This window comes from Rhodanobacter aciditrophus (genome assembly GCF_042679525.1).
GTDB classification, from domain to species: domain Bacteria; phylum Pseudomonadota; class Gammaproteobacteria; order Pseudomonadales; family Marinomonadaceae; genus Marinomonas; species Marinomonas aciditrophus.
Genome location: NZ_JBHTMN010000006.1, coordinates 1 through 15185, shown reverse-complemented (window position 1 = coordinate 15185; position 15185 = coordinate 1). Strand labels below are relative to the sequence as shown.

Here is a 15185-nt window from a genome sequence, read left to right as displayed (position 1 = left end):
AGACCGCCAAAAAGCAGCGATTATGTTAGTCTAACTGACAATTTAGCATTCGTATTCACCGCAAACAGCGGAAGACTTTGAACAGAGCCGTCCACGACACCGGACGGCCAAGAGGAAAACTATGTCGGCTCAAGACTCACTGACCAACACATCCCCCATGGTTCTGGTAGACGGTTCTTCGTATTTGTACCGTGCCTTTCACGCGATTCCACCGTTAACCACTAGCGACGGCCAGCCCACTAACGCGGCCCGCGGTGTGATCAGCATGATCCGTAGCCTGATTGGCCGCTACCCGAATTCTCCGATCGTGGTGATCTTTGATGCCAAGGGCAAAACCTTCCGAGACGACCTTTACAGCGAATACAAAGCACAACGTCCGCCTATGCCAGACGATTTGCGGGTTCAGATCGAGCCGATTCACCGCATGATCGAAGCCATGGGCCTACCTCTTGTCATCATCGAAGGCGTGGAAGCCGATGACGTGATCGGCACCATCGCCAAACAAATCGGCGGTGAAGGCCGTGAAGTCGTCGTCTCCACTGGTGATAAAGACATGGCACAGCTGGTGACGGACAAGGTCACCTTAGTGAACACCATGACGGACACAGTGATGGACATCCAAGGGGTACACGACAAATTCGGTATCCCCCCTGAGCTGATCATCGACTACCTAGCTCTTATGGGCGACAAGGTCGACAACATCCCCGGTGTACCGGGCGTTGGCGAAAAAACCGCTCTGGCAATGCTGCAAGGCATTGGCTCCATCAAAGAGATTTACGAGCGTCTGGACGACATCGCCCCATTGGGCTTCCGTGGTTCCAAAACCATGGCGAAAAAGATGGAAGAACACCGTGAGATGGCAGAGCTGAGCTACACCCTTGCCACCATCAAGTGCGATGTGGAGCTGCCTTTTGATCCCCATGCGTTGAAAAACGAAGAAATCAACAAAGAAGCCCTACGTGAATGGTTCCAAAAGCTGGAATTCAAAACCTGGCTACGCGACATCGACAAAGCCCCTGTTCACGGCACCGCCGATGATACTGTAGACAATGAAGATGAGCCTGCACCGGCCGCCAACATCGAAGTGGACTATGACACCGTCCTAGATAAAGACAGCTTCAACGCTTGGCTGAAAAAGATCCAAGAAGCCGAGCTGGTGGCATTCGACACGGAAACCACTTCCCTCAACTACATGGCCGCAGAGCTAGTAGGCGTGGGACTTTCAGTAGAAGTGGGCAAAGCGGCTTACATCCCAGTAGCGCACGACTACGAAGGCGCCCCAGAGCAACTTGACCGTGATTGGGTATTAGAGCAATTGAAGCCTTGGCTTGAAGACGACAACCAAAAGAAAGTCGGCCAACACCTAAAATACGACGCCAACGTACTGAACAACTACGGCATCACCCTGCGCGGTATCGAATTCGACACCATGCTGGAGTCTTACGTGTTCAACTCCACCGCCACCCGTCACGACATGGACAGCCTAGCGTCTAAATTCCTCGGCCACACCACAGTGAGCTTTGAAGAGATCGCAGGCAAAGGCGCGAAGCAAAAAACCTTTAACCAGATTGAACTTGAGCAAGCAGCGTTTTACGCGGCAGAAGACGTAGACATTACCTTGCGCCTGCACCAAGCCATCATGCCTAAACTGGAAAAAGAAGGGGACCTGGTCAAAGTCCTAAAAGACATCGAACTGCCCCTAGTGCCAGTCTTGGCAAAAATGGAACAAACCGGTGCCCTGATCGACCCTGACCTACTCCATGCTCAAAGCGCCGAGATTGCCAGCAAGCTGCAAGAAATCGAGATCAAAGCCCACGAAGAAGCGGGCCAAGCCTTTAACCTAAGCTCTCCCAAACAGCTCCAAGAAATCCTGTTTGAAAAGCAAGGTTTGCCTGTTATCAAGAAGACACCAAAAGGCCAGCCTTCGACCGCAGAGCCAATCCTGCAAGAGCTGGCGGAACAATACGAGCTGCCACGCTTGATCATGGAGCACCGCAGTCTGTCGAAGCTAAAGTCCACCTACACGGACAAGCTACCAGAGATGCTGCAAAAGACTGGGCGCATTCACACCTCATACCACCAAGCGGTGACCGCCACAGGTCGTTTGTCGTCCACAGATCCAAACTTGCAGAACATCCCGATTCGTACCACCGAAGGCCGTCGTATTCGCCAAGCCTTTGTTGCACCACAAGGCTACAAGCTCATCGCCGCGGATTACTCGCAAATCGAACTGCGCATCATGGCACACTTGTCCCAAGACAAGGGGCTACTGGATGCCTTTGCCAATGACCTAGACGTGCATAAAGCCACCGCAGCAGAAGTCTTCGACACTACCGCAGACGAAGTGACAACAGAGCAACGTCGCCGCGCCAAAGCCATCAACTTCGGCTTGATCTACGGCATGTCAGCCTTTGGTCTCGCGAAACAGCTCGGCATTGGCCGCCCAGAAGCGCAAAAATACGTACAACGTTACTTTGAACGCTACCCAGGTGTGCGCTCCTACATGGACAACACCCGTGAAAGCGCCAAAGAAAAAGGCTACGTGGAAACCATCTTCGGTCGCCGCCTGTACCTACCTGAGATCAAAGCCCGTAACGCCATGATGCGCCAAGCGGCCGAACGCACCGCCATCAACGCCCCAATGCAAGGCTCCGCCGCCGACATCATCAAACGCGCCATGATCAACATGCACAACTGGCTCGCCGACACCGACCTAGACGTACGCATGATCATGCAAGTACACGATGAATTGATCTTCGAAGTTGCTGAGAAAGACCTTGATGCCGCGCAAGCTAAAATCGTAGAAATCATGCAGACCAGCAGCGAGATCGACGTACCATTGCTTGTGGAAGCAGGGGTTGGGAACAACTGGGACGAGGCGCATTAAGCCTCGTCTATTATCAACGAACTTACTCTCAGTGGTCAGATCCCTTATACACTGAATTTGATTGAGACTAACACTTAGCCTTTACGTGAAAGGGATCTGACCCCTTTCTATTCTGCACAAGCCAAAATCGTAGAAATCATGCAAATCAGCAGCGAGATCGACGTACTATTGCTTGTGGAAACAGGGGTTGGAAATAACTGGGACGAGGCGCATTAAGCCTCGTCTATTATTAACGAACTTACTATCAGGGGTCAGATCCCTTATACACCAATTTGGTTGAGACTAAAACTTAGCCTTTGCGTGAAAGGGATCTGACCCCTTTTCCTAAAACACTTTGGTTTCTATTCACGGAGGAAAAGATGCCAAGAAGACCTCGTGCATTACTACCAAATGTACCCGTCCATATCGTTCAGCGTGGTGCTTCACATAAAGCTGTTTTCTTCGAGAATGAGGATTACAAAGCCTATGCAAGTTGGATGAAGGAAGCCGCTGTGGTTTATGACATTGCCATCCATGCATTTGTCTTGATGACTAATCACATTCATATCCTGCTAACGGCTAAGAATCCTGAAAATGTAGGCAAGTTTATGCAGCACATAGGACGCCGCTACGTTCCTTTCATAAACCATAAATATGGCCGCAGCGGTTCTATCTGGGAAGGTCGCTATAAAAGCAACCTAGTGCAATCAGAACACTATTTTCTGGCAGTAATGCGTTATATCGAATTAAATCCTGTAAGGGCTAATATGGTGGAGCAAGCCGCCCACTATCGTTGGTCTAGCTTTCAACATAATAGCGGCTTAAAGCCACTGTCTTTTATTACGCCTCATCCTGTTTTTAATGCACCTGGTTCAGATACTGTCACACTAAGCAGTAACTATTTGTCTATGTTTGAGCAGCAGCAAAACACACAAGAGATCAATACTATTCGAAATGCTTGGCAAACAGGCAGATCGCTGACTTAGCTTCGGGGTCAGATCCCTTATACATCTAGCTCAATTGAGACTATCACCAAGTCTTGATATGAAAGAGATCTGACCCCTTTGATGCTATTTGTTTACATAACACATGCCTGACAGTGCTGGCCTAGCTGCTAAAATAGGTTGTTCAAGCAAATGGAGCTTTTTCCCCTCATGACTAAATTAAAATCTCTTCATTCGGCTGTCAGTGACAGCTATACCCGCCGCACGGTGGTTAAATCCCTAGGGGCTTTGCCCTTTATGTCGGCGTTCGCTTTAGCTGGGTGCGATCGCACCGGTGTTATGAAAGATGGTGCTGTGGCAGCGTCCACTGTGTCTCAAGGAACTTACTCTGGTCCTTGGGCTGTGGGTGGTACCGATTTGATTACAAGCGCTTATCCTCCCACGTCCATTTTTGAAACGGGTCGCACTTGTAGTATCGCACTGACGGAACGAACGACGGAAGGCCCTTGTTATTTTCAGGACAGTACGGGGGAAGACATCTCCGAGGGTCGTGAAGGGTTGCCGATGCAGCTCTGCCTGCAATTAATCGATGAGAATTGTCAGCCTTTGGCCAATCATAAGATCGAAGTCTGGCACTGTGATTCAGAAGGCATTTACTCTGCTGACACCAGCAACAGCGAATATTCTCGTCGCTTTAATGAAGGTTTCTGTTCAGGGGACAAAGAGTCCGCGTTATCCTCCACATGGTTCCGTGGACAGCTGATGACTGACTCAGATGGCCGAGTCAATTTTAAGACGTGTTTCCCAGGCTGGTATCAAGGCCGCACCATCCACATTCACTTCAGTGTGACGGATTCAAATGGTAATGCGAGCGTAACGTCTCAGTTTTGCTTCCAAGACGGTCTAGCAAAAGAGATTTGCACACAACACCCAAATTACATGGCCCGTGGCGAACAGGGCACACCGCTCTCTAGTGGCCGAGATACCGTCTTCCCAAGAAGTGGTTTTGAGGCATTTATGTTAACCACTCGCTTAAATGATGACGGCACTCTTCTTTCTTACGGTTCCATTCAAATCAGTTAAGCTCAAAGGGGGCTGCAGACCAGTGCGCCCCCTTGATTAACGCGTTTACGACTTAGCTTTTTCAACAATCTTTTCTAGCAGTGGCATCCACTCACTTTCGACCTTCAGCGCAAAACATTCCTCTAACGCATCGGCTAACTGCTCTGCGTTTAGCTCTCGCTGCTCCACTGCGCCGTTGCGAGGGCGGACGGTTAGGCGATTGTTCAATAGTGCATAGCGAGTGTCCGGTATTGCCCGTGCCATCATTAGGTTATGGCGAAATTTAGAGTTGGGGCTGGCCGAGGTAAACCAGTTAGCCACTTCCATATCGATCGGCTCAAGTGGTTGGCTGGCAATATCGTAAAGGTCTTCCCATTGATCCTGTACGCTCACCTGCAACATCCAGCCGTGGTCTTGTGGGAGAATACGAAACGCTTCGTGTTGTCCCTGTTGCGCCTCACTGGTCCCCAATCGCAAGGGATCAGTCAGCACGAGACCACCAAAGCCCACATCGGCTAGCCACCATTCCCCTTCGATACGAACTCTGAGCACCTGATGGGTTCTTGGGCCAAATGGTGCATTTTCGGGTTGTCGCCAAACGTTGCGCGCCATTAGGGATTCCACTTCAAACCCCAGTTGTTTAAGGGCTTGCATAAATAGCGCATTGTGCTCAAAACAGTATCCACCGCGACGATCGCCGATGAGTTTTTGTTGGATGCTGTCTAAATCCAGACGGATACCACGATCAAGTAAGACGTCAATATTTTCAAAGGGAATGTGCTTTGGATGCAGAGCGTGAATGGCTTTTAGAGTCGAAAGCTCTGGTGTTTCTGGCCCTTGATATTGGATACGGGCGAAGTAGTCTTGCAGGTGGATCATGTCTAATACCTGATTCCTATGATTAAAAAGAGCACTTTAACAGTTTGCTTCGGTTTCACAATTACAGGCCAATAAATGGCATCTAATAAAACGTTTCAAAGCATTGGTTGATGGGGAAATCATCATTTAGCCCTTCTCAACTTACCTTTGTTCCCCAACCTCCCCCTTTATTGGATCTTATCTGCGCACTATTTAAAGAGTGCTGATGGGGGGTGGTGCTAGGCTTTAAGGATATGAAACACATAAAAGGAAGCCCCCATGCTTGTACGTATCTTAAGTCTGTTGATTTTGCCTCTGCTACTGGTGGCCTGTAATGCAAATCCGAGCCAACCACTGAATGGTGGCACCCAAGCAGAACCAGCCAAGTCTAGTGAGGTGCAAGCTGCGCCGTTGAAAGACGCTAGTTCGTCAGACGAAGGCGTGCTAGCACAGATTAAGGCCGATGAGCAGGAAGCCAAGCAAGAGCAAGCCGCCACAGAGCAAGAGATTCAACAACGTGAGGCGACGTTTGAGCAGCGCCTTGCTTTGGATAAGTCTGTCGGCACGACTGTGTGTACTTGGCAAAACAGTGTCGGGGTCGTAAAACAGGTTGAGCCAGACCGCATTCAGGTGGCCGTGCAAGGCCGCGCTATGTCAGCCACGAATGGGGCGTTTTTTAGCGACACTGCCAATCACCCCGAGCTGACAGAGCAGGAAGGCAACGTCTGGACAGACGGCAGCGATTGGGCCGTCTGTGACGTGGCTTTGTAAGACGAAGCTTAAATTTATACAGATGAAGGCTGGTGCTTAGTCCAAACGCACCGTGGGGGTAGTCTCCACAACGCAAGGGGTTTCGCCTTGAACCTTTGCGATCTGGTCTTTCGAGGCATGCACTTCTGTTGCATTGGTCAGCAAACCAAAGCGCACATAGAAATGTTTACTTTCTTTTCCCTTGATCGTTGGCACCAAATTCAAATCCCACTGGTGTCGGCGATTATAGGCGTAGGATGTGCCCGGCTCGATGCCGACCACATAACCCTGCTCTGGGGTATCTAGGTTCTTCCAAATGGTCAGTACAGGCAGAGTGTCCATCTTATAGGCGACTTCTATGCCTTGACCTTGGCTAGGACTTTCTAACAGGGCATAGGCCATGTCGTGCTCATCCCCTAAGCTTTCTATGTTGAACACCATTTCATCAAATTGCGCTGTGGGCTCAGACATCTGCGCCCAAGTATCTAAGCCTGTTGCAGCGTAGTCATTGAACGGCGCAACTTTTTTACCTGTGACGTGTAGACGCGCCCCTTTCCCAAGAATGGGAGCACCGAAGTTGTTGTGGTATATCCCCTGATAGGTGTTGTCATAGCTAGACAGGTTGGTAAGGGTGTCCTGCACTTCAATGTAAGGCGATGAAGGAGTCAGGGTTAGACAGGTATCTAATTCAAAATTGGTGAATTTAAAGCGTTTCTCATCCACGCGACCCCGCAATCGCACCCTATAAGGGGGCTGCTGATCTACTTCCAATACAATGTCATCTGCTGGGGTATTTTGAATACGACCATGGAGGGTCAAGAATTCACCACGGTCTTCCCCCGGATGCCCTGCCCACTGGTAACCGCAACGCACCATCATTTCGTTAAAGCCATCCAGCCAACCACAGCCACCGGAGGCTTCTTGGTTGATAAAGCCAGGGTGCACGACTTCTTTTACTGGGGAATCCCAACCGAATCGAACATCCCCGCGAACGGCGTCTAAAATCCCCATCCCACGGGTGGGGATCACTCGCACAGTGATGTCCCCCACGGTCAGAGCAATGAGGCGGGAGCCTTGTTGCTTACCGCCCACTAGGGTGACTTGTTCCACATGTAAAGGCACATCAGCGGGTAATCCAAAGTCTTTGGCATCACGCTGGAAGTCACTTAAATCAATGCCGTCACGCTGGCTTAATATGGTTAGGGTGGCGGTTGTATTTGCCATCAGAATTCGTCTCCACTAGGTTGTCGCGAGGGGCTGTACGCCATCCATTAATGCTGCAAGCAGGCCAACATTTCTTGCTCTATCTGCTGCCAATCAAGGTCCGTTGGACTGATGATTTCGATACGTGTGTCACGTCGGTAGGCGACTTTATCAAAGTCATGCTCATCGTTAACACGATTAAAGAACACCCAAGCCGTGCCAATACGAATCACGCCTTTTACGCGATTAACACCTTTGAGCCCCGTTAGAATTTTCTCTAATTCCCAGTAGTCAAAGCAGTCATCCCGGTGAAAGATCCAACCACAGCTGTACAAGCCGCTACCATGGCCAGTTTTTCGGATCGGTTGCCCAGGTTCAGGCTGAGCTTCATGGTGCGAGTGATCGTGATGGGAATGATCATGATGGTCATGGTTGTGGTTGTGGTTGTGGTTGTGGTTGTGGTCGTGGTCGTGGTCATGGTGCGAATGTTCATGATCATGATGAGCATGGGCGTCTGGAAATTGCGCTTTTAGCTGACCATTACGCACCAGATCAAGCAATGCTGGATCGATATTACCCTGTGTTATTCGCCCGATAAATTGCTTCGGTGGGAACATGTCGTTCAAACCAGATTCCGCCACTTCGATCTGTTCTGGTGTTGCAAGATCGCACTTGTTGATCAAGACCACATCCGACAGGTTAAGCTGGTCATGAAAGATCTCATTATTAATCACACCTTCCTCTTCCAACCAACGTGGATCGAGCAAGCAGACCGTTGCCCGCAGGTCGAGCACCGTTTTAAAGTTTGGCCCCATGAGAGTGTCGATAATGCCTTCTGGGTGACCTATACCCGTTGGTTCTATGATCAAGCGATCAGGCTTCGCCTGTTCAATCAGCGCCCGCAGAGTTTGTCCCAAAGACGCCCCCAATGAACAACAAATACAGCCACCGGCTAGCTCTTTAATATGGAGTCCGTCTTGGGTGGGCATCATTTCTTGGTCAATTCCCACTTGGCCGAATTCATTAACGAGCACAGCCCAGACTTCTCCTTCTGGCTTATTCGCGAGCAGCGCATTAATGGTGGTGGTTTTGCCAACACCCAAGAATCCAGTAATGATATTGGTTGGGATGGCTTTCGATTGTTCGTTCATAGTGACTCTTTTGTCTGGTGTTTTAGGAGCTATGGAAAGGACTGACACAGCCATTTAAACCAAACAATTGGGGCTGTTAAGCATTAATCCACCCCAGTGGAGCAAATTTCGTGGAATTCCCTATCCAGTGTTCACAGACGACAATGGGCATGCCGCCTGTGCTGTAGGGTCATTAAGGCGGAATTAGATGGCTTTATCAAAATAGGTATGAGTTTGAGTCAGCTTGGACACTTCATCAATGTAGGCTTGTACCGAATCAGGGAAGGTTAAATTTGCCACCATGGTCAGGTTACGTAGCACGGGGTAAACCAGCACATCATCCCAGCTCAGGGTGTTTTCTCGGTCTGAAGGGAGAGACAAGGACGGCAGTTTCCCTAGGGCATTTTCAACCTTATCTATGTGTTCCTGGGTCTGGTCCATGGCGGTGGCAAAGGACATATCAATGATCTTCTCTTTTTTACCTTCAAAGTAATCTTGAGCCGATTGAGTTTTGAATTCAGGTAAGCCAATGCGGATATTACGGGGGAATAGCAGGCAATTAATCGAGAAGTTCACCTGATTAAGCACCTCTAGCACGTCTTTCGCGTGACCGCCCTCTTCAATGATCTTTTCTGGATTGCCTAGCTCATCAAGGCGCTTGGCAATGTCCAAGCTCTCGCCCATGGCATCACCTTGATGCTCTAATATCGGCAGCACTTTCGCACCAATCAGCTTATAGCAGCTTTCTTCGTCATCGTTAGCAAGGTAGATGTTCTGCTGGTTCACTTGTTTGTAATTGGCGACCATTTCAGCTCGCACACAGAATGGACAGTGATCGTATAGATACAGATTCATGGGGGCTCCTTTTGATGTTCAATACTTAACAATCTATCGCACTGGGTGCTTTATTGACAGTTCGCAGCGACCGCATCCATATGTTTTGCAAGATCAAAGTCTTTTAGAGATAAGCCAGAAACATCGTGTGTCATCAGCTGAACACTGACCTTGTTATAGACATTGAACCACTCTGGGTGATGGTCTTTTTTCTCCGCATAGAGGGCACATTGAGTCATAAAACCAAACGCCTGACGAAAGTCTTTGAAGGTAAAGGTTTTGCTCAGTTTGCCCGCTTCGATTACCCACTTATGCTCGGTCTCTGCGTTCAGCTTGTTAAAGGCGGCTTGAAGTTCTTGTTCTGAGAGTTTTTGATTTGCCATGTAAGCTCCTTAAGCCCCAAGGTTTTCCCTTGAGCCCTTTAGCGATATGTCTCATCTGACTCTAAGTTATGGGCCCGTGACTCAGAAACGCATCTCGGGAACGAAAATGTGCCATGTATTTGTGGTGCATGAAGTAGTTTAGCACAGGGTTGAATTCATCGAATTGGAAGCCTTTGATCCACCTCATGGTTGTTTAACCTTACTGGCGTTTCTAATAGATAGGCCGAGTGGGGCTCGGCCTATCCATTCAGGTGAGTTTTAATACTTTAGCTTTTGGGATTGCACTTGATGTAAGGCGATATCCACTAAGGCAAACAATGCATCAATGGATTCTGTTGCCCGTTTAAAGTAGCTTTTGGCATCGATTCCCGGGGACGCAGTACTCAGTAGTTCTGATTTAATGCAAGTGAGAAACTCCGCCATCACTGCTTCCTGTTTCTGCAGCTGAAACCCTGTGGTTTCAGGGTGTGCCGCCAAATGGGCCTGCAAAGTATGAAACGCATCGCCCGATAACTGTTCGATCTTTTCATAGAGGAATTGCAAACGCACTCGCTGGGCTGGACTGCTGTAGCCTGTGGCAGCAATGCTAGCGCCAAGTGCCCGAGCTTGTCCCGCCCACTCTGCTGCGGGAATGACTTCCCGCCAAATGCACGTTAAATAAGCCAATTCTGCTTTGCCTTGGGTAAGATCCACCTCACAAGCAATGTCTTCCATCAAAAAGATACAGTTGCGAATAATCAGATTGTGCTGTTTCAAGTTATTTTCTGGGTCCTGACTGCGCCCTTCACGCATACGGGACCAGTGATCAATAATGCCAAACCAAGTCTCTTTGTGGGTGCTTTTACAAGACTCTGCTGTGGCAATATGCTGATTAACCCGCTGGCGGATATTCTCCATATCTTGAGCCATGCTGGTATCGCCATTTAACACGGCACTGGTTAAACCTCGATGCTTTTGTAAGTCTGCGGTCAAAGCTCTCAACAGCAGCAATTGCTGAAGGTTAGATTCCGCGTGGAGTCGATCTTGACGTCGAAGGCTTCGGTGCAATCCGTAAAACAACAGCCCAAAAGCCACCGCAATAATCATTAGATAATAGAATTCTGTGAGAATACTCATAGGGTTTGTCCTGTAAGATGAGCCAGATGATGGGCAATGGTGCGTGCCTGATCAGCAGCATTAAGATTGTCATTGTTGCCTTGACGAACTTGGTCCGCCAACTGCGCAATCTCTGCTACGGCTAGTCCTTGTTGTTCGGTGCTGAGGGCCACTTGGTCAACCTGTTCGGTCAACTGTTGAGTGCGTTGTTGAACCTCATTTAATAAGGTGCGAACAGTCTTTGAGCTTGTCGCACTTTGATGGGCCAGTTCGGTAAGGTCAGAAACCTGTACCGTGGCATCGGAAATATGCTGCTGCACGGATTCAATATTGCGACTGATCTCGTCAGCGGACTCCAAACTGTGTTGTGCCAAGCGACGTACTTCGTCAGCCACCACCGCAAAACCACGGCCACTTTCTCCAGCTCGGGCAGCTTCTATGGCCGCATTCAACGCTAGCAAGTTGGTTTGATCCGCAATGCTCCGTATTGCCCCAGACATTTCATTGATCGTATGGGATTTCTCATTCAACTCTACAATCAAGTTATTGGTCTTGATTGATTGCTGCGCCATATCCGAAACTTGTTGCACCAAGTTGGTGAGTTTCAAAATGCCATCGGCGAGCTGTTCGCTGGCCACCACACCAGATTGACGGGAGGCTTCTGCCAACGCGGCAACCTCCACAATGCTGACATTAAGCTCCTCAACCGCCGCTGCGGCCACACTGGCTGATTCACTTTGCCCTTGGGCGTTACGCGTCACCAGTGCTGCACTTTGCTGCAACTCAGTGGACGAATGGGAAATCTCGTCCAGTCGTTGTTGTAATAACTGTTGCTGACGATGTTCACGGCTCAGCCATTGCTGAAACTCTCGGTTCACCGATTGCAGCATAAGCCACTTAGTATCATTAGTAGGTGCCTGCTGAACAGGCTGGGCTGCGGTCTCACAGTAACGCTGTAACTGCCCAAGCTCCTGATGCATTAGCCATAAACTCGCCACGGCTAAATACGTTAACAGGGCCCAAAGCCATTGAACTGGCCAAGCAGGGACTAACAGTATTGTGGTACCACCGATCACGGCAATGCCGATCAAAATGCGTAGCATGCCCAATACTCCTAGGGCACGCATTAACAGAAATGCGGGGTAAGTAAGCCACCTCATAATCCTTCACTCCAGTGTAGAACCAAAAAAAAGGCGCCTGAACCACCACAGAGAGTCTGTCGCGGAATCAGGCGCCTTTGCCTAGCAGGAATAACCTGCCGAAATATTTGTCTAAAATTTAAGCAAAATTAATGCCATTGGCAATAATTTTGTTACGCATCCGAGGTATCCACCAGCTCACCCACCACAACCGACACATGTTCGGCTCCTTTTAAGATTTCATCAATAATGGCCGCGGCCTCTTGAATTCGTCCTAGGTTATCACTGGCTCGTTCAGTGACTTTGGACATGCTGGCTTTGGTGTTGGCCACCAGCTGGGTGTTTTTATTGACCATCAAGCTGATCTCTTCCGTGGATTTGCTGGTTCTCGCCGCCAAGGTACGTACTTCATCAGCAACCACCGCAAAGCCTCGACCATGCTCTCCAGCTCGGGCTGCTTCAATGGCTGCATTCAGTGCCAGCAAGTTCGTCTGATCAGCAATGGCACCAATGGTGCTGACGATTTTGTCGATTTCTTCAGACTGGTGATTCAAATCCTCTACAAGATGCGCTGAAGCATTAATGTCTGTAGTGATGTTTTCCGTGTTACTCACGGTTTGTTTCAACAACACCGCACCACGCTCCGACACTTGGGCAGTTTCCACAGAGGTGCTGTGGGCTACTTCTGCCGCGTGTTGGATCTTTTGTGAACGCTCAATACGCTCGGTGACATCAGCCGCGACTTTTACCACACGTAATACTTCACCTTTAGTGGAGATCACTGGGTTATAGGAGGCTTCGATCCATACTGCAGAGCCATCTCGACGCATCCGACGAAATAAGCCTGTTTTAGCTTGGCCTTGAGCCAGCTCCTGCCAAAAATTCGGTTGTTCCTCGTAGAAATCGTCAAAACAAAACATACGATGGTGACGCCCTTGAATGTCCGCTAACGACTTGTATCCCAAGGCCTGCACGAAATTATTATTTGCCGTAATAATCGTGCCATCTGGCTGAAACTCGATAATGGCATTGGAGCGATCTATGGCTTCCAGTAATGCATCTTGAGCTTGGCAACGAATTTTCTCCGCCGTGATATCTGCCGCGATTTTATAGACTTTAATCACTTTGCCTTGGTGTTTTACAGGGAAGTAGGTAGCTTCGATCCACAAGATACTGCCGTCTTTACGACGACGTAAAAATTGTCCTTTATGGCTTTCACCTGACGCCAGCTTCTGCCAAAACGAGGCATAGGCAATAGAATTCACCTCGTCTTGATCACAGAAAATACGGTGGTGACGACCAATGATTTCGTCCAGGGAATAGCCGGTTGCCTCTAAAAAATGCTGGTTTGCTTCCAGAATTTCGCCTTCCGGTGTAAAGCAAATAGTGGCGCAATGCTCGTTTAGAGAATCAATAAGGCTTCCTTGCTCAGAGGTATCGGCTGCGTCCTGCAATATTTGGTGTTTTTTAAAGGAAAATAGCATGTCGAGCCCTCGCCTTAAGGAAACGTTAATGTTTATAGATTAGACGACTGGATCAGTCTGAGTCGTAATAATTTGTTCTATTTATTAATCATTATGGTTTCAATCTAGGCACCTTTGTTTCGGATTACGGAGCTTTTGGGGATAAGTTTGGTGGAATGATGCTCTTTTGTGCAAAGCGCTGGTTTTTCGTCAACGGCGTGTTAGCGTTATAAGTCACTAATATGGATGCTAGGTAGCGAACCCCCTATGACCTATTCGATTGTCGCTGGTTTTACGGCTTTTATTTGTGTAATCACCCTATTACCCATGTGTCGAATAACACACTGGATCGTACGTAGTTGCGACTTTCCACGTTTGCAATTTGCGCTATTGGCGTTGCTCTTGCTCGTCTCTCAAGTGGCGTTACTGCCCATGGATCAAGCATCAACTTGGGGGCTGATCCTGCCGACACTGGTTGCCCTAGGGATTCAACTCTGGTGGGTTTTGCCTTACACGCCCCTATTGCCCAAGGAAGTGAAAGCGGCACATCAGCCGCCAAAAGACAGCCTAATCACCATTTTAACCTCCAATGTACTGACACCGAATCGTGACGCTTACAAGCTGGTGAACTTAGTCAAAGAGCACCGCCCCGATGTACTGGTAACACTGGAGTCGGATCAATGGTGGGAGGATCAACTTAAGGAGATAGAAGAGCAACTACCCCATACGGTGAAATGCCCTCTGGATAACCTTTACGGCATGCATGTATATTCCCGTTTTCCAATGGGAGATACAGAACTCTGCTACCTGGTAGAAGACGACATTCCCTCGGTGCACACCACTCTAACCCTGGATAATGGTCGCGTCATTCGCGTGCACTTCCTCCATCCTGCGCCACCCAGTCCTACGGAAAACACCGAATCCAAAGAGCGGGATGCGGAAATTACCATTGTCGGAAAGAGCGTTGCAGAAAGCACCATGCCTGTGATTGTGACGGGGGACCTCAACGATGTGGCTTGGTCGACCACTACTCGGCTATTCCGCAAGATCAGTGGCCTGTTAGACCCACGTATTGGCCGGGGAATCTTTTGTACCTTCCATGCAGGTTATCCATTTCTACGCTGGCCCCTTGATCACGTGTTCCATAGTTCTCACTTTACCTTGAGCCACATGGAACGAATGCCCTCCATTGGCTCAGACCATTTCCCGTTACTGACACAGCTGGCTCTAACACCTGAGAAAGGTTCAGACCAAGAAGCCGTGGAATGCACAAAAGAAGATAAAGAACTGGCTAAAGACATCACTAAAGAAGAGGGCGTCACCAAGGACGATGTACCTGAGCCGGGGCAGCGCTCGTAGAAGATATCGCCTGAAAACATAACCATTGAAAAAGCCACCCTAAGGTAGTTTTTTAATAAACACAAACCACTGATAATAAAGAGTTTTATGTTTTTATGC

Annotated in this window: 13 protein-coding genes; 5 read left to right on the top strand and 8 right to left on the bottom strand. The window is 49.0% G+C overall.

What is annotated here, in order from left to right:
* Positions 1-121 precede the first annotated feature (121 nt).
* From polA to ACFQ45_RS04800, 3 genes are all read left to right on the top strand, one after another.
* Positions 122-2887 (top strand): DNA polymerase I, encoded by a 2766-nt coding sequence (gene polA, locus ACFQ45_RS04810; protein WP_377365845.1) that lies wholly within the window; start codon positions 122-124, stop codon positions 2885-2887.
* Between the two features lie 359 nt (positions 2888-3246).
* On the top strand, positions 3247-3852 hold the full coding sequence (locus tag ACFQ45_RS04805; RefSeq protein WP_377365844.1) for a transposase: 606 nt from the start codon (positions 3247-3249) through the stop codon (positions 3850-3852).
* Between the two features lie 168 nt (positions 3853-4020).
* Positions 4021-4893, top strand: a complete 873-nt coding sequence (locus ACFQ45_RS04800; protein ID WP_377365843.1) for a dioxygenase family protein — start codon at positions 4021-4023, stop codon at positions 4891-4893.
* 45 nt (positions 4894-4938) lie between these two features.
* Here ACFQ45_RS04800 and ACFQ45_RS04795 read toward each other — a convergent pair whose 3' ends face one another.
* Complete coding sequence (locus ACFQ45_RS04795) at positions 4939-5751, bottom strand: arylamine N-acetyltransferase family protein (protein ID WP_377365842.1); 813 nt, start codon at positions 5749-5751, stop codon at positions 4939-4941.
* Positions 5752-6009: 258 nt separating this feature from the next.
* Here ACFQ45_RS04795 and ACFQ45_RS04790 point away from each other — a divergent pair, with 258 nt between their 5' ends.
* Complete coding sequence (locus tag ACFQ45_RS04790; protein WP_377365841.1) at positions 6010-6501, top strand: hypothetical protein; 492 nt, start codon at positions 6010-6012, stop codon at positions 6499-6501.
* A 36-nt stretch (positions 6502-6537) separates the two neighbouring features.
* Here ACFQ45_RS04790 and ACFQ45_RS04785 read toward each other — a convergent pair whose 3' ends face one another.
* The 7 genes from ACFQ45_RS04785 to ACFQ45_RS04755 form a co-directional block, all read right to left on the bottom strand.
* Entirely contained in the window at positions 6538-7704 is a 1167-nt protein-coding gene (locus ACFQ45_RS04785; protein ID WP_377365840.1) for an aldose 1-epimerase family protein, read from the bottom strand.
* 47 nt (positions 7705-7751) lie between these two features.
* On the bottom strand, positions 7752-8834 hold the full coding sequence (locus ACFQ45_RS04780) for a CobW family GTP-binding protein (protein WP_377365839.1): 1083 nt from the start codon (positions 8832-8834) through the stop codon (positions 7752-7754).
* A gap of 183 nt (positions 8835-9017) precedes the next feature.
* The gene (grxB, locus tag ACFQ45_RS04775; RefSeq protein ID WP_377365838.1) at positions 9018-9668 is read right to left on the bottom strand and encodes a glutaredoxin 2; all 651 of its coding nucleotides are present in this window, start codon (positions 9666-9668) and stop codon (positions 9018-9020) included.
* A 50-nt stretch (positions 9669-9718) separates the two neighbouring features.
* A complete protein-coding gene (locus ACFQ45_RS04770; protein ID WP_377365837.1) occupies positions 9719-10030 on the bottom strand; it encodes a 4a-hydroxytetrahydrobiopterin dehydratase in 312 nt (103 codons plus the stop codon).
* A gap of 258 nt (positions 10031-10288) precedes the next feature.
* A complete protein-coding gene (locus ACFQ45_RS04765) occupies positions 10289-11146 on the bottom strand; it encodes a nitrate- and nitrite sensing domain-containing protein (RefSeq protein ID WP_377365836.1) in 858 nt (285 codons plus the stop codon).
* On the bottom strand, positions 11143-12285 hold the full coding sequence (locus tag ACFQ45_RS04760) for a methyl-accepting chemotaxis protein (protein ID WP_377365835.1): 1143 nt from the start codon (positions 12283-12285) through the stop codon (positions 11143-11145). The genes ACFQ45_RS04765 and ACFQ45_RS04760 overlap by 4 nt, the downstream gene beginning before the upstream one ends.
* Before the next feature lie 152 nt (positions 12286-12437).
* Entirely contained in the window at positions 12438-13748 is a 1311-nt protein-coding gene (locus tag ACFQ45_RS04755) for a methyl-accepting chemotaxis protein (protein WP_377365834.1), read from the bottom strand.
* A gap of 246 nt (positions 13749-13994) precedes the next feature.
* Here ACFQ45_RS04755 and ACFQ45_RS04750 point away from each other — a divergent pair, with 246 nt between their 5' ends.
* The gene (locus ACFQ45_RS04750; protein ID WP_377365833.1) at positions 13995-15086 is read left to right on the top strand and encodes an endonuclease/exonuclease/phosphatase family protein; all 1092 of its coding nucleotides are present in this window, start codon (positions 13995-13997) and stop codon (positions 15084-15086) included.
* Positions 15087-15185 lie beyond the last annotated feature (99 nt).